Below are 16,762 nucleotides of genomic sequence, written 5' to 3'. Positions count from 1 at the left end.
TCCCAAAAGATAGCACCCCTTTGGAATCGTTCTTCAACTATTATTGTTTCTTGTAATATTGCAAAATACCATTGTAAATAGATTCTGCAAATAATTTAACGTATTGATCATTCGTCATTTTATTGTGATCCTCTGTATTCGTTAAGAATCCTAGCTCCACTAAAATAGATGGAATGACCATGTTACGAATGACGTAGTATTGCTCTTGCTTCACACCACGGTTTTTCATATTTAAATTGTTAACAATTTGGTTATTCACAAATGTAGCTAAATCGATGTCCTCTTGATACATATCTCCTGTAGATATTGCATAATATGTTTCAGTACCCTGTGCTGACGCATTGGCAGCAGAGTTAACATGGACACTAACGAAAATCTCACCATAGTTTGCTTGTGTAAAATCTACACGATCTTGTAATGATGGATACGTATCACCAGTACGTGTCATATAAACTTTTGCACCAGCATTCTCTAGTAATTGCTTAACTTGTGTGCTGACTTTTAATGTAATGCTTTTTTCAGAAACAGAACCTTTTACAGTACCTGGATCTTTACCACCGTGACCTGGGTCTAGGATGATAATACGATTTTGTAAAGGCTTAGCTGTTTGATTTAATAGTTTTAAATAGGATTTATGAACATATCCTGTTTGACCATTATAGGTGATTTCTGCCCAATAACCATTAATGCTATTAACTTGGACATACTCTCCCTTGTTCAGCTTAAATAGCACTGGCGAAGTTGAGTTACCTTGACTACGCACATTTAGGTTAGCAACCGTTACCTTACCTAATACATCTCCAGAAGCTGGTGGTGGTGTTGGATCCGGATTAGGTTTTACTTCTCCAGTAGCATCCGTAGTACTGTTTGCTACAATATAACCTGGCAAACCATTTACTTGTGTTAAATAATAGCCACCGATTGTTTTGTAAACTGGTAGTTTTTCGTTGGCTTTAACTGATGAAATTACTTTTGCGGAAGATGTTGGCTTCACATATAAGTTTACAGCACCATTTGTCGTAACTTCTTTTTCGACTGCTCCTAGCTCATTGCCATCTGCATCTAAAAATTCAGTGTATTGCTTAAAAACATAGGCAAATGCACCTTTATAAGTTACCTTTAACCAATTGCCTTCAACTGCATATACTGATAATTTACCGCCTGTATTGACTTTACCTACGATGTTAGTACTAGAAGAGGAATCCTTTGATTTACGGATGTTTAACCCCTCTGTAGTAACTTTTACTAAGCCAATCACTTGTGATGTATCTGGCACTTGTACACCTTTTACAGGTAATTCTAAGCGATATTTTTCACTTTTTGCACGTGCAACGAATAAAGAAAATTGTGAACGTGTTACAGTACTATTTGGTAAATACTTATCACCCGTTCCGTTCGTAATACCATTATAATAGATGGTATTAATGTATTTCACATATTCATGTGTAATCGCTACGTCCGTAAATGGTGAGTCAATTCCCTCATACTCACTAGTATCTAAATTGAATGCCTTTGTTAATACATAACTCATTTCTCCACGAGTTAGAGGCTTATTTGGTAGGAATTCACCTTTTATATTTTTGTCGAAAAATCCTAATTGGACAGCACGTTCTATGTAACCTGACATTTCAGTGCCTACTGTAACATCTGAAAAGCTTGATTTATTAACAACTAATGGTTTGTTACCTGAAGCAACTACAACCATCTTAGCAGCTTGTCCTCTTGTTACATTGTTATTTGGGCCAAATACTCTTTTACCATTGACAAAGTATCCTTGAATAACACCTAAACTTACTAAATAATTGATTTCTTCATAGGCTGGGTGTGTTTTAGTGACATCTTCAAATGTTATATTTGAATTGGTAGCTGCACTGACACTTGCACTATGTATCGTAAACATAGAAGCCGAAATCAATAAGACGCACAAGATAAGACTAATTTTTTTGATGTTCAATGTCTTATTTCCTCCCTTCTTGTTCTCTTAACGTGTCCATTTTAACAAAATTAGCTAAATAATGCATCAGACAATAGAACTGTTAAAATTTAATTTTCCAAGTCACACCCTTTCCTACAAAATTATCATAAAAATAGAAGAGTCTGCGATTGCAAACCCTTCTTCCATTATACGCTATTCAAAAGATCAATTCTTGCAATCTATAACACAATTAAAGTGTTAACTTTATGAACTTATTGTTGAATTCGTTTGATAAATACTTTTAGTTGGTCGATTTTAAGTAACTCATCTGAACCGAAGCTACCTTCTCCATCGCCATTTGTAATACCATTTGATGCTAAAGTCGAAATATATCCATTAGCCCAGCTATTTTGAGGTACATCGCTAAATGCTACACTTCCACCATTGTTTTCAAGGCCAAATGCTACCACTAATACCTTAGCAATTTGTGCGCGTGTAATTGGTGAAGACGGGTTGAATTTACCATTCGCATCGCCTTCAAAGATGCCTAGTTTTGCCACAGCTGCGATTGCACCTGCATGGGCATTGGATGGTTTTACGTCTACAAAACCAGCATTTGTATCAGATGTATCTAAGTTCAAAGCTTTCGCAATTTGGACAGCTACCTCTGCGCGAGAAGCATATACTGAAAAGTCAATTGCTGCTTGTTTAACTTCTGCTTGCTGTTGTGTATCAAATGTCGCAACGCGTTTAGCACCTACATAACGAGAGCTCCAATAGTATGGATCATTCACACTTGAATAACTTACGCCTTGACCAGTTTGAGAGTGGATCATTTTACCGTCACCTATGTATATAGCCACATGTGAAATACCACTACCACTTGTATTGAAAAATAGTAAATCGCCAACTTGCAAATCACTTTTCGCTACTGCAGTACCTTGTTGATACTGTGAGCCAGATGTGCGATTTAATTGAATGCCTAAATCTGAAAATACTTTAGAAGTAAAGCCAGAGCAATCAAAACCACTTGTTGTTGTACCGCCGTATTTATATGGAATACCTACGTATTTAGAAGCTGTATCAGTTACATCTGCTTTAGTCGCTGCCTCAGCAGTGTTTATATGAGCTGTTGAAAATAACATAAAAGATGCAAAAATCGGTAATAACCATTTCTTATTCATACTTTTGTTATACCCCTCTCAAAACTTTTTTGCCTATACATAGACTATCACAAAAAAAGCGATTGTTATTTTTCAATTGTGTAACGGTTTTAGACAGCAAAAAAACGCTGTAATACCAACGTTTGGTGGTATTTCCAGCGTTCAAAAGGAAATTTTTTTATCGTATTTTGGATCTTTCGTAACATTCCTGTAATATTAGAGACTCTTTGTTACACAACAACTTATTGACTAGAGAACATTTGAACCCAATAGTAATTTCCTTTGATGTCCTGTGCTATCGCAACACCTGTATTTGTATAATGTTCTTTTAAAATATTCTCTCGATGACTAGTGGAAGCCATCCACGCCTTTACAGCAATTTCAGGTGTTTTTATATTTCTGGCAATATTCTCGCCAAAGCTTGTGTAATCGTAATCAAATAATGTCGCTAAATCCCAAGGTGCACCATAAAATGGAGAAACATGTTCAAAATAATGGCGATTCACCATGTCCTGTGCTTTGATAATCGCGATTTGTGTCAGCTCTGGATCATAGACAACCGTTTCTAGCTTATTCTTTTTTCTTTCCACATTGATTAATTCAATGACCTTTTTAGACCATTCTGTAGAAAGGTTTTTTGTTGGGATATATTGCTTCGCTAAATAATCATAGGCTACTTCCAGCTTCTTTATCTTTTGCTGAAAATTTATGCTGCGCTCAACAAAAACAGCAAACTGTGCACGCGTCACCAATTGGTCCGGTGCAAAATGTTTTGTATCCACTCCACTAACAATGCCTATATCTGCTAAGGATTCGATATAGTCCTTTGCCCAATGTGTGCTAGCAATATCTGCAAACTGGCTGTTGTTTTTGCTATCTACTTTAAACTGATAGGCAAGTGTTAGCATTTTCGCTACCTGCATTCGCTTCAAAGGCTCTTCTGGATGAAATTCATCACCTTTTTGAATAACACCTAGCTGAACGAGCTGACAAATTTCCTTGTAATATGGATGTGTTGCAGGAACATCCTTAAATTTTGCGGAATTCGCAATGTCTACATTTACCTGGAGAGAACGAGCAATGGTAGCGGCAGCCTCAGCCCTCGTAATAGCTTGCTCAGGCTTAAATGTATGATCGTTATATGTAGTCATATATTGTTTAGTGAGCATATGTTGAATGGAAGCATTTGCCCAATATGAACTAGTCACATCTACAGCTTTTGCAGATGCAGCTTCTACCTGACTTGAATTAGTTAAACTTCCTATGGTTGCAGCTATTGAAAGGACCACTATACAAAGTATTTTTTTCAACAGGGCTACCTCCTCACTCTGTCAAATGAATATGTATCCATAATGTAATAAAAATAAGTAAGCACATTATAAGATACGAATTTCATCTGATATAGTTTCACTTTTTTGGAAATTTATAAGTAAATCCATTATTTTCTCGTTATAAAAGGAGTTTTCCCGCAATCTTCATTGGGGAAACTCCTTTTTCGTCAGACTATTGTATCATTTTTAGATATTCTTCTAAAATGCGGAAATTATAAACTAACCCCTGTTGCTCAATCGATAAATTACTATAATCTTTTTGAGCAGCTAATACTTTTTTCTCGAAGGATGAGCTTTCTGGATCAATGCCGCCAATGGCTTGGACAACTTTCAAAACAGCTGCCACATCTTTTTCAGCCTGCTTTAATACATCCTCATTGATGACTTGTCCTCGTACTTTTGAATCCAGCGCTTTATAAGCAGCAACTGCATTAGCCACATCTTCAATATAGGTTGGCGAGCTTGGTGAAAGTCCCGCTATTAACTCAACCACTTTCTTGACGTCAGCCATGCTTTTCTCTGCCTCTAATAAAATTGAGTAGTTGGAAATACGCTGTTTATCTATTGTATTCAAGCTATCATACTCTCTACGCACCGCTTCGATCATACCAAAGTAGAACTTATCCTTCGGATTCAAGTTAGCAATGCTATTATAAACTTTTATCACGTTGTCTAATGATAGCAATAGCTGGTCGTTATAGACATAGCGTCTTTGATCGGCATTGAGCTTATCATAGGCTTTTAAAATCTTTTGATACTGGCTGTTCATATCTTTGGCTGTTAATAATCGGTCAATATCCTCTACCACACTAATAACAGGCTTAATTAGCTTCTCTTGATCTTGTAGCACTCTGTAATTTTGTACAGCTCGCTGCTGATCCTTTGGTAAAGCATTATAAGCCGCACGAATCTCTTGAATACGTTTCACATATTGCTTTGGATCAACAGATGGTAAGTCATTGATCATCTGCATTACATTCCCAGCACCTAAAATACTAGACTCAGCTGCTTGCAATAAATAATAGTTTGTCACATATTGCTGCAAATCAGCAGGCAGTGCATCGTACAATGAACGTGCTCGTGATGTATCCTGAAGGAATGTACTATTAGAAGATTTTAGTTTGCTAATCAATTCCATCACATTAGAAACAGGCTCAAACTTTAAGAGTACATCAATATTATCAATATATTTCTTCTGATCCTTTGATAGTTTGTCATAGGCCTTACGTGCGGCGTTAAACTTACTAACAAAGTTTTGTGCTTCTGGATCTAGTTCATTAATTTGAACCATCACACTTAAAATCGGTTTAACTGCTTTTTCACGTGTTGTTAAATCTTTAATATTTGTCACTAATTTCTTTTGATTCGATGACAGCTTATCATAGGCTACTCGTGCATTCATCAGCTTCGTTAAATAGTCTGCATCTTGTTCTTCTGTTAAATTAATAAGCTCAATCACGCTCTGCGCTAAGCCCTGTTCATTTTCTGCTGCCACCAGAGCATCATAGTTGATGATAGCTTGTTGTTTCGCTTCAGGTAGTGAATCGTAAAGCTCACGAGCTGTTTTCATATCCTGATAGAATGTTTTACTCGTTGGCTTTAATGAAGCAATAAGACCAATCAAAGAAGCTACATCCTCAACTGCTGTCAGATTATCATAGTTCGTCACTCGTTTTTGTGATACTGTATCAAGCGCATTATAGGCTTTGCGTGCAGCAAGTACCTTTTTCGTATAATCCTTACTTGTTGGGTTTAAGGCATCAATCATTTGAATAACCTTTACTACAGCCTTATTGTTTTTTTCATACGCACTTAACGTTTTGTACTCTTCTACCAGCTTTTTAACATTCTTATCCATCGTCTTATATTCTGCAGCTAGGTCGGCTACCTTTTTGACAAATGTGTCAGGATTCTCATTCGCCAATGCTGCGACACGGGCATCAAAGTTTTTGGCTGTATCGATATACCCCTGTGCTTTTATTAGGTCAGCATAATTGACAACCTTTCCTTGAAGTGTTGCATCTGCTAATGCCGCGTATGCCTCTGTTGCTTTTGTTACATCCACTTTATACGTTTTTTTAGAAGGATTTAAAGCATTAATTTGAACAATGACATCTACAACTGGTACTATATCTTTTAAATCCTTGTAATTTTTTACATATACTTTATTATTGTCATCTAGCTTTGCATAAGCAGTAAAAGCTGACTTCGCTTTGGAAATATAGCTTTTAGAAGATGGATCAAGTTTTTCAAAGAGTGAGATGACATTCACAACAGCTTTATGTGATTTTTCAAAATCTGTTAAAACTTTAATGTTCGTTACACGACTTTTTGCTGCTGATGGTAGTGCATTATAAGCTGAACGAGCATCTAGCATATCCTGTACGAGATTAGATGATGTATTTAAACTGTCGATCTTGCTCATAACATCTGTTACTGCTGATGCTTCGTTTGTAAGAGCTGTTAATTTTTCATTGAGTTTATCTTTGATATTATCAAGCGCTGCTGCATATTCACTGCCCGAAGCATCTAAAGCAGCAACTGCAGTTTTCAATGTTGCAAGCTGTGCGTTGTAGTCAGACACAGAAGAATTCAGTGCATTCACTTTTTTCGATACATCCGCATATTTGAAAAACAGAGTTAGTTTATTTGTGCCTTGAACTAACGTCTTTTCACTTTCTCCAAGCTTATCGAAAGCAGCCTGTGCAGCTAATGTCTTGCTTTCAAAAGTAGAAGCTGTTGGATCAATACTATCGATTAATTTATCCACAGTTAAAGACGCGTTATAAACCTTTTCCCACTTCGTTAACTCTGCTAGATTATTAACAATTTTTTTGACATTTGCCGCATTGATTGTTGTTCCAGATGGTGCTGGAGGAGCATCATAAGCAGTTCGAGCATCTTTAATTGCTTGTACTTTATCTGAAGCACCTGCAATTGCCAAGATGAGTCCTTCAATCTGTTGTGCAGAAGCAATATTCGCGACCGCTATTTCAAAATCAGCCGCATTCTTTATATATCCCTTTTCTAGGGTTAATTGATTATCATAAATATCTTTAATTGAAGCTACTTCTGTACGATAAGCAGCATCACTTGATACACGTAGTGCTGAAATTCGCTTGGAAATTTCAGCCGCTTTTTTATACTCTTCAAGTATAGAAGCGTTTGTCACCAAATTTTTTGATGCCGTATCAAGGCTGTTATATGCTTTTTCAACAGACGATACCGCACTAATGAAATTTGTTGCTGATGTGAATTCAGATGGTTGTTTTGCTTTCAGCTGATTAATACTTAAAATAACTTTTTCTACAGCAGACTGACTCGTTAGAGCGTCCTTATATTTTTTGAAGGGCGTTACGGAAGCATCGTTTGGATTATAAGCTTCAACCACCTTCTTTTGATCTGCAGTTAAGGTATTATATCCAGTTGTAAAACTGTTTAGTGCAGTCGAAATATCTTCAAAATTTGCAGAACTCTCCAATAAATTAACTAAATCCACTAGCTCGCTAGCAATCAATTCAGTAGCTTCTACATCCTTACCTAATTTTGATAGTTTTCCAACGTCCAGTCCTTTTTTGCCAAAATACGCATCACGTGCTGCCTTATCATAACCATATTGCAACACCGAGTTACGCATAGTAGGAGCAATACTACTTGCGTTATTTATAAGCGCTGTATCAACGGCCTGTTTAAATTGAGCTTGTACATATAGATAGGATGTTGTATCTGTTGGTTCTTTTTCTCCTAAAAATTTAACATATTCGTCATTTACAGCTTCAACTTCTTCAAAAAACGTTTTACTTGAATACAAAATTCCATTAACTTTATTGCCCATTCCTTTAAGCTTTGTTAATAGCTCGCGATGTTTTACTACATATTCATACTTCGCTTTTATAATTGCTTTTTCATCAACATTAAAATCTCCAGAATTTTGTACAACAATGAGATTTCCTTCTGCAATCACCATTTCATCACCTGAAGAATTTTCAGATAACTTACCAAATTCTGCAATGAGCTGCTCTCTTGTCGTAGCAGCTGCTACCGCGTTGGCATAGCCAACTTGCTCTGTCTGTGGTGTCACACGAGTTTGCGCATCATTTTCCTGTGCATTCGCTATAGCCGTAGGTGCAAGTAAAAGACTTGTTATGACCCCTGCTGTCAATTTTCGATTCAATCGAACCACCCTTTCATCTTTTATGTATGGGAAAATGATTATGTTCATTTTCAATTATCTTGATTCAGAATTTATCCCCTTCCACTAGACAGAGTTAAATTCTTGTTTTACTTTTTTCATCGATTAATTAAATGCCCACCGAAATAAGGGAACACCGTCTAAATGTGCCACGTCTTGTAGTAATGAAGGTCTGTGACCAGCATCAAGTAGCCCCAATACCTCTGGCGGATGTCACAGATTTTGAAATAAAACGTTTCGGGCAAGCTCGAAAAAATCCGGACGTAATTACAGCAAAGTGTAATTGATAATCATTACTTTAGTATCGGTATAAATATCATGTTTTCAAGACATTCTAGTATATTTACAAAATTATGAGTATCAAAAATAATTTTTCAAATTTACTAGCTAGAAAAACAGGAAGTTATTTCAATTATACTATACAATAGATTTATGTGATGTTTACATCAACCGACATGTAGTGACGGCATATGATTTTTTCTACGAAATTAATGAAAAAAAACAGCTAATTTCATATGTCATAATCTTTTTACAAGGTGTATACTACAACTTTGAAATCCTATTTTGGAAGAAAGGACGCTGTTTATGTTTTACCATTATAAGTTCTGGCATAGCTTAAAAAATCCTACCTACTTTACAAACATAGTAGAGGAAGGTGAGGTCATCGGATATAAGAAACGCGTATTATCAGTGTTTATTTTATTTATCCTGTTGTATGCTGTACGCGAATATTGGGGAATGGGGACGGAAAATTTAACGACCCTATTCGCAATGGATCAACAAAATGATTATTTTGTAGCACGCGTACTTTCCATGCTCGGTGCTGTATTATGGGCAATCGTCTATTTTTGCTTCCATTATTATGGGGTTACCTATCTATTACATCTATTAACGGACATTCCTTACTCTTGGATTAAAAAAGTCCAGCTTTATGTTGTTGCCTTCTTATTAATCGAAAAAGCAATTCTCTTTGCTGTTTTCTACGCAGTAGGCTATACAACAATGTTTTCATTCTTCTCATTAGCTCCAGCTGCCCTACAGGTGATTGAAACAGATTTCGTCTTATTTAGCATCAACCAATTGACAGTAACGACCGTTTTAATCATTATTGTGCAGTATCTATTCCTATCTAAATGGGAGGAAGCAGCTAGTAGAAAAATATTAGTAGTCAAATTGATTGGTGTACAACTATTTATGGCCTTATTTGTTGGGATGATTAGTGTGCTACCAATAAAAGAATGGATTGCTAGGGGGTTAGGATGATGGCATTTATCAAAGCAAGACCATGGACAAGTATGACCATTGTGTTGGCGATGCTAGTAATCGGTATAAATGCTTATTTAGTCTTCAAGAATGATAGCAACATCACACGATCCTACTTTATCAACGAGTTTCAAAAAGCTTATATCGGCACAAATACTGAGCGTGTCAATAAAGAAACGATTGTAGCACCTGCTGAAACATTTACGATTACGGCTGATGCAACTAGCTTATCGGCTGTGAATGTAAAGCGTGGTCAGGAAGTGATGATGAATGATTTGCTTGCTACCTATCAAACGGATGAGGTAGATGAAGAGATAACAAAGCTTGAATCAGAACGTACTGCCTATGAAACAGAATTAAGTGATTTACAGGATGCACTCGACCAAATTGAGGATGAATATGGAGATGGCTCTAATCCGAAAAGCTCGATTAATACGGACCAAATCAATGATAAACTATCTGTTACGCTAAAATTAGAGCTTGCTCAACAAAATTCAGCATCGACAGCCGTTGCACTGTTAAATCGACATATTGCCGAAACAAATCGTCAAATTGCGCTAATTGAAGCACAAATTACACAAATTCAATCTCGACAAGGCATTGTCAGCCCTATTGACGGTATCATATCTGCCATTAAAGAAGAAGCTGGTACAGTAACGTTTGAAATCTATTCTAATGAAAAAGCAATGTATGCCTATTTATCAGAAAAGGAATGGCAAAAGGTACAGGAAGGCCAAACCGTTGATTTTAAAGTCAAACATGTTAAAGATGCCTTATCAGGTGTGGTTTTAGAAAAACAAATGATCGCTACAGATGATCATACATTTTGGGCAAATGAGCTAGCCAAAACAGCAGCTTTACCACAGCCAACAAATTATGAAGTAACGTTACAGCAAGATGCTCCATTAGAGGACATCCCATTTTCAACTACAGGCAAGGCATCCATTATTGTCAATGAAGCATTCGATTCTTACAAAGTCGATAAATCGTGGCTAGCGACGACTAAAAAAGGAAATAAAAAGCTTTATATTATCAATCAGGAGGGCAAAATCCAGCTGATCGATATCAATGTGCAATTTAACACAGCGAAATCCGCTATTTTTATGGACTATGTAGAGGAAGGCACGCCAATGCTCTCTAATGAGAAACGTAATATTGCAGCCTATACCTTCCGCACATTGCCTGTTGAGAAAATACAATGGAGCCATTTTAAAGATTTAACTTGGAAACAATATGTGAAATACATTGTATTCTAAATAAAAAATCCGCTTCGCTCTCTTATGAGCTAGGCGGATTTTTTTGTTACGAACGAATCCCCTGTAGTAGCTACAGGGGATTCATCAATATTATTTTAATGATAAGCATCTATTTAAGAAGCTTGCAAATTGAGCACGTGTAATTTGTGCATCTGGTCTAAATGTATTGTCTGGGAAACCTCCAGTTAAATTATTCGCCACAAGTGCTTGGATATTGCTATATGCCCAATGTGTTGATTTAACATCTGTGAAGCTTACCTTACTTGTACCTGTTAATTTGTACGCTCTTGTTAAAATCGCAGCCATTTCTGCACGTGAAAGCTGTCCATTTGGATTAAACTTCCCTGCTTCTTGCCCTTTAATAATACCAGCCTGCTCTACGGCAGCAATGGCACTGTAAGCATAGTGACCTTTACTCACATCTTTAAAGCTTGAATCCTTCGTCGTTGTTAGATTTAAAGCTCTAGCAATGATTGTTGCTGCCTCTGCACGAGTAATCGATGCTTCTGGCTTAAATGTTCCATTGGCATACCCTTTAATAAGCGATTTATTGTTTAGGCTTTGGATTTCAGAAAATGCCCAATGTCCTTTTGCAACATCTGTATAAATTAATTCCTCATGATTATCTTTATAGACAGCCTGTAATTGATCGAAGTATAGCTGCCCTTTCTTTTGAAGAGACGCTGTTGGTTGAGCAACATATAAACGTTCAAATTTCAATGGCTGCGCTAAATCACTCGGAATATTCGCCGTAACGTACTTCCAGCCATTCCAGTCTAAACCGCCCTGACTTGTGAAATCAATCGTATGCTTAGCGCCAGAACCATCAACAACTACACCTCTTAGCCAATGCTTACCGCCATCACCAAATACCCAAAGACCGATGTTTTTAGGCTGACCTGTCATAGCAATTGGTGTCTTAGCAACCATATAGGCCGCTTTTGTGCCTGTGCCTGCTGTCGTAAAATCATAGTTTAATTGTAAGCTAGCAGTTCCCTGTCTAGCATACTCTTTAGAGTTTGCTAATGAAGCATTGGCTTTTGCCACTTCAGTTGTCCAAGATGACGCATTATCGAAGCTATCTAGTACGATAGGTTTTTCTGCTAAGTCTATTACTTTTACAGGTGTAGACGTACGGATTCCTTCATATTCTGCGATAATTTTCCCTTCACCTTTTTGTGTAGCGGTAAAGGTTGCCCCATCCATTTTCCCGATATTTCCTTCCACAGTCCATTTCATATTGGCTGGGTTGATCGTCATCGGATTCAAGTATTGATCATAGGCACTTGCTACCTGCATATCTACAGACGAACCTTTCATTACTTGACTGACACTACTTAATGTAATCGATTTTGCTTGTCCTGGTGGCGCTGTATTCACAACCTGCAAAATGGCTGATACACGACGTTCACTGCCCTCTGATGGTCTGTTCACTAGGTTGGCAAAATAGCCACCTGGATTACGCACGACCATCGCTGTAGAGCCGCCTCCATCTAAGTTAATAGCCGAAGAAGCGCCCATTGAAATTAAATGAGAAGCTAAATCTGATAAATTAACCCCATTACTGTGACCGCTTATGCGACCATCAATTGTTACAAGAGATACCTTCGTACCAGTGGCATCCACTGCAACTGCTGTACGTGGACTACGTGTTGAAGCAAAACCAGAATTCGTCGGCATCGAAATATCTACTTTGCCGTTTCGCACTAGCATTGGTCCAGCAGCTAAAATGAATTGAGCATCCATCCATTTTTGATCAATGGATAAGCTTACATCCACATTCGTGCCTGAAGTAATTGTACTTAATTCAGCAGCTAACTCTTTATTTTGAACAGAAATAACAAAGCCATCCGCTGGTACAGATGAGTTACCTTCTGCCCCATAGGCTGTTACATGCGAAACTGTGCCTGAAAACTGATCGCCAAAATGCAAGACATTTGTATCTTGGCTAGCACCTGTCACCACTAATTCTACACCCCATGTATTCGTACCTGTCGTTCTTTTTTCAGGTGTATATAAAACTGTTTTATTCGTTCCTCGTTCACTATTAATGAGATCAATAGGATAGCTTTTGCCATTCACTTGGAACGTTAGATTTGTTGTATAATAATCTGCTATGGCTTTCCCTGATTTTGATAAACCAAACGCAACTGGTTTTTGTGTTGGGCTATCATACGTATCTCCTAAAATACCATAGTTCACTATTTCATTTTTTTCCGCTAACAAGTTCGCGGGCATACCATTACCTAAAAAGTAAGAAGCATTGACAGCTCCCACAACACGATGTCCATCATACGTATTTTGCTTTGCCATCGCTGATGTTGTTTTTAATGAATTAATAGGATTGGGCATACCGATTTCTAATTTTGTATATGTATTATTTAAATTAACATCTAAAACATTTACAAACTCACGAATAGAACCTGAAGTATAGCTTTGCTGTATATGTGTTACCTGTGGTGAAACCTCCGTTTTAACTTCACTGACTTTATTGCCTAAACCAGCTGCTTGTCCATTGATTGGGCTAACTGTTAGTATAAGCACAAATAGGGCTACAATAATTGTTACTAGTTTCCTTGCCAATTTCTTCACTCCGAATATATTCAAAGTATGGCACGATCTCATGTCACATGACCCGTGCCAGTGACTTTTTTATTTTGTTCCTACATAGATAGCTACTGGAAGATTGACACCACCAGCATGCATTAGTTCTAATTCAATTGTTCCTGATGAACCATCAATTGTGTACTCTGGCAGCTCAACATATTCTGTTCCTACTCGTAAAGAAGGCACTAAATATACTTTGCCATTGACCTTAATAGCACCACTATATAAACCACCACGACCAGCTAATTTCATCTTAATCGTTTTTGATGTACCAGATGAATTCACCACTGGAATCGACACCTTATAGTTCATGCCAAAATGACCTGGATTCCCTACTGCTCCATTGATTTGGGAGAAGGAATTTTCAGCCGTTTGTAAATGATCTGTACGGCCGTTAGAAATGTTATAGCCTACCTCTGGAGAATCTACTGTATAAGCTGGTAGCTCTGCTAGAATTGTAGCACTTGGCCAAGCACCCCTTGGATGTTTAGCATATTCATCAACAGCAACCTGCTCTGATTGAATCGTTCTTAAGTCACTATTATCCTTTGTAAGCACTGTACGAATTGTATACTCTGGCTTTCCACCGTTAGCCGCTTGGATATCTAAATCATGTAAAAAACCAATGATATAGTCGTATTCTAAATCGTATGTTTCAATAACCTTTGTTTCTCCTGGTTCAATCACAGTACCTTTACTTGTTGATCTTTGAAGCTTGTTATTTAAAACAGCATCAGCAATTGTTAAACCAATATCGTGGCCTACCCAGCTGTTCCCAGTTTTTTGGTTAATGCCCTTCGATTCTGTTACCTTAATACTCTCTGTAGTAGATTTATTTTGAACCGTAATCCCAAGCTTCACATCTGTCCCTAATGTGTTATAATGCCAACCAAAGATACGGTGCTTATTCGATGCTGCTGTTGCACTAACATCGTATTGTGCAAGCGTAGCATTAGATTTAGGAACTAATTTACGTGTTAAAGTTTCTGGGTTGTCACTAATAAATAAATCACGATCTCCCTCTAAACGAGCAGAAGGAACGGCTTCTGGATAAGCTGTTGAGCCAAATGATTTTTCAAGGAAAGAGCTTGTATACATATAATGATAGACATATAAATACATTTCTCGTTTTTCACTTATATAACGCAAGTTTCCGCCTAATGCATTCACTACAAAGGTAATAGGAACGTACATCTTCCCTTTTTGAACAAAAGGAACCTCTTCTAAAGTGACAACTTCATTATTCACTAAAACTTGATTACTGTTATCCTTAAAAACAAAGCTCATGCCAGCTATTTGTAATTCAAAAGAGTTATCTGGTAGCCACATACCTGTTGAATCATCAAGGTATTCATATATATAATTCGCTGGGATGTAGGATCTTGATTGCTTCATCACAATTGGATCTTTCATCACAATGCGATGATTATTAATATGTAAAATATATGGGTTTTCTTGAGGTTGCTCTGGTGTTTCATCAGATAACGTAATATCTACACTTTGAGTATCGGGGTCCCAATTCACAGTGCCATCAAAGTTTTCACTGACAAAGCGTAATGGCATATAAGTTCGGTCCTTATACATAAACGGTGCGACATCCATCGCCACCTCTTCCCCATCTACTAATGCGTTCATAGAGTCAATCGTTAAATCGACAAGCTTACCATTTCGAGTAGCTGACGCTGTCAATGTTTCCTTATTCCACTCCACATTCGCACCAATCGCCTCATATAATGCGCGCATCGGTAATAATAAGAAATCCGATTTATTTAAGATAGGGTCATTGACACTAATCGTCTCTCCATTAATCGTAATCGAAACATTGTTTTTTATCTGAATTCCATCTTTACTAATAGCTGTTGCAGATGCTTGTCCAGGCAAAATGGTAGCCAAAGCAACTGCCGATACAATACATGTATTCCTAAGTTTCTTAAACATGCTAATCTCCTTTTTCACATTCCATAGTCTTTAACATCTTAACACGAAAAAACCCTAAAATGTGGGATTTTTATCGAAAAGAGTTGAATTCGGTACTAGAGTGCTAACCCCTCTCCTTCAAAAGCTTCATAGAAAGAAAAGGCTATTTCCAAATCTCCATGAACATTTTCTATCAAACTCATTGCTACTTGATAAATCCTTATGTATAACCCCCATCGTACTGTATTTTAAAGGTAATGAAGTCAGCTTTTTATCAAATTATATGTGCATAATATTTGATAAGTAACTTCATTACTATTAGAACTTCCAGTAAAGTTATATTTTCTTAAGTAGACTCGTTTTATAAAAAAAAGTTACATAACTTTTGGGTAATCACCATAGAAAATGAAGTATGGAGAACAGAACCTATTAAGGCTATCCAAGAAGAACAATCCACTTTAAATGTAAGTTAAAAATAAAAGTAGCTAATCTATTCAAAGATAAATTAGCTACTTTTTTTATTTTTCCAATTACTTAAGAAATGGAAATTATACATATTTAATACGACGATTATTATAATTTTTTATATATATTCAGAGTTATCTTCCATAATATGCATTTCGAGGTTTGAAAGAGTCCACTTTTCATCAGATGCTTTTTAAACGCATTAGTGGCTTACTGCCTACAAATAAAGTTTTTTTATATAAGTTACCTGTTCAACTTATTTATAAATTTTGATCCTAGTAATGTGACAATTGAGTAATCCGTTACGTCACCTTCTATAATTACTCCAAATGTCCTTTTCACATCAATTGGGATATCAACTTTAATTACATTGTTATCTTTTGAGAGCGTAAAAGTTTTTAATATTTCACCATCTCCAACAAAACTAATAGTAAATGGTGTTTGGTTTGTGTATTCATAACCATTCATCGTAGGTGAGTAAGATAAAGTCGTTTGGTATTTTCTTGGTACAGTTCAAAGAAGTTCCGCTTTTTCAAAATATCCTTTACAAAGTATACACTCTAAATTAAGGTTGATGGGCTTTCACTTTTACTGATGTTTTCTAATTTGTGAATATTATATAAAGATTAAACAATAATATAAATAAGCTATAA

9 protein-coding genes are annotated in these 16,762 nt (G+C 36.7%); 2 read left to right on the top strand and 7 right to left on the bottom strand.

Annotated features, from left to right (window positions below; translation table 11 throughout):
• Window positions 1–40: 40 nt before the first annotated feature.
• From MHI22_RS19505 to MHI22_RS19490, 4 genes are all read right to left on the bottom strand, one after another.
• A complete protein-coding gene (locus MHI22_RS19505; protein WP_089932944.1) occupies window positions 41–1,954 on the bottom strand; it encodes an N-acetylmuramoyl-L-alanine amidase in 1,914 nt (637 codons plus the stop codon).
• A gap of 233 nt (window positions 1,955–2,187) precedes the next feature.
• On the bottom strand, window positions 2,188–3,099 hold the full coding sequence (locus tag MHI22_RS19500) for a C40 family peptidase (RefSeq protein WP_036124282.1): 912 nt from the start codon (window positions 3,097–3,099) through the stop codon (window positions 2,188–2,190).
• A 221-nt stretch (window positions 3,100–3,320) separates the two neighbouring features.
• Entirely contained in the window at window positions 3,321–4,388 is a 1,068-nt protein-coding gene (locus MHI22_RS19495; protein ID WP_036124284.1) for a CAP and S-layer homology domain-containing protein, read from the bottom strand.
• A gap of 193 nt (window positions 4,389–4,581) precedes the next feature.
• Window positions 4,582–8,631: a cell wall-binding protein gene (locus MHI22_RS19490; RefSeq protein ID WP_340812556.1), complete on the bottom strand. Its 4,050-nt coding sequence runs from the start codon at window positions 8,629–8,631 to the stop codon at window positions 4,582–4,584.
• A gap of 555 nt (window positions 8,632–9,186) precedes the next feature.
• On the opposite strand from MHI22_RS19490, the gene MHI22_RS19485 reads away from it, so the two are divergent.
• Both MHI22_RS19485 and MHI22_RS19480 read left to right on the top strand, forming a co-directional pair.
• Entirely contained in the window at window positions 9,187–9,864 is a 678-nt protein-coding gene (locus MHI22_RS19485; protein WP_058845006.1) for a hypothetical protein, read from the top strand.
• A complete protein-coding gene (locus MHI22_RS19480) occupies window positions 9,864–11,120 on the top strand; it encodes an HlyD family secretion protein (protein ID WP_340812555.1) in 1,257 nt (418 codons plus the stop codon). Before MHI22_RS19485 ends, MHI22_RS19480 begins: the two co-directional genes overlap by 1 nt.
• A gap of 90 nt (window positions 11,121–11,210) precedes the next feature.
• Here the strand turns inward: MHI22_RS19480 and MHI22_RS19475 are convergent, their stop codons facing one another.
• The 3 genes from MHI22_RS19475 to MHI22_RS19465 all read right to left on the bottom strand — a co-directional run bounded on the left by MHI22_RS19475 (window position 11,211) and on the right by MHI22_RS19465 (window position 16,577).
• Window positions 11,211–13,712: an S-layer homology domain-containing protein gene (locus MHI22_RS19475; protein WP_231745126.1), complete on the bottom strand. Its 2,502-nt coding sequence runs from the start codon at window positions 13,710–13,712 to the stop codon at window positions 11,211–11,213.
• Window positions 13,713–13,772: 60 nt separating this feature from the next.
• Complete coding sequence (locus tag MHI22_RS19470) at window positions 13,773–15,665, bottom strand: stalk domain-containing protein (RefSeq protein WP_340812554.1); 1,893 nt, start codon at window positions 15,663–15,665, stop codon at window positions 13,773–13,775.
• 687 nt (window positions 15,666–16,352) lie between these two features.
• Window positions 16,353–16,577 (bottom strand): hypothetical protein, encoded by a 225-nt coding sequence (locus MHI22_RS19465; RefSeq protein WP_340812553.1) that lies wholly within the window; start codon window positions 16,575–16,577, stop codon window positions 16,353–16,355.
• Window positions 16,578–16,762: the final 185 nt, after the last annotated feature.

Source organism: Lysinibacillus sp. FSL L8-0312, from assembly GCF_038003285.1.
Lineage (GTDB): Bacteria > Bacillota > Bacilli > Bacillales_A > Planococcaceae > Lysinibacillus > Lysinibacillus fusiformis_D.
This window is presented reverse-complemented; position numbering and strand designations above follow the sequence as displayed.

Excerpts from the sequence above, each read along its gene's own strand:
- MHI22_RS19500 (WP_036124282.1), bottom strand. The coding sequence starts at position 3,099 with ATGAATAAGAAATGGTTATTACCGATTTTTGCATCTTTTATGTTATTT.
- MHI22_RS19490 (WP_340812556.1), bottom strand. The coding sequence starts at position 8,631 with ATGAACATAATCATTTTCCCATACATAAAAGATGAAAGGGTGGTTCGA.
- MHI22_RS19485 (WP_058845006.1), top strand. The coding sequence starts at position 9,187 with ATGTTTTACCATTATAAGTTCTGGCATAGCTTAAAAAATCCTACCTAC.
- MHI22_RS19480 (WP_340812555.1), top strand. The coding sequence starts at position 9,864 with ATGGCATTTATCAAAGCAAGACCATGGACAAGTATGACCATTGTGTTG.
- MHI22_RS19470 (WP_340812554.1), bottom strand. The coding sequence starts at position 15,665 with ATGTTTAAGAAACTTAGGAATACATGTATTGTATCGGCAGTTGCTTTG.
- MHI22_RS19465 (WP_340812553.1), bottom strand. The coding sequence starts at position 16,577 with ATGAATGGTTATGAATACACAAACCAAACACCATTTACTATTAGTTTT.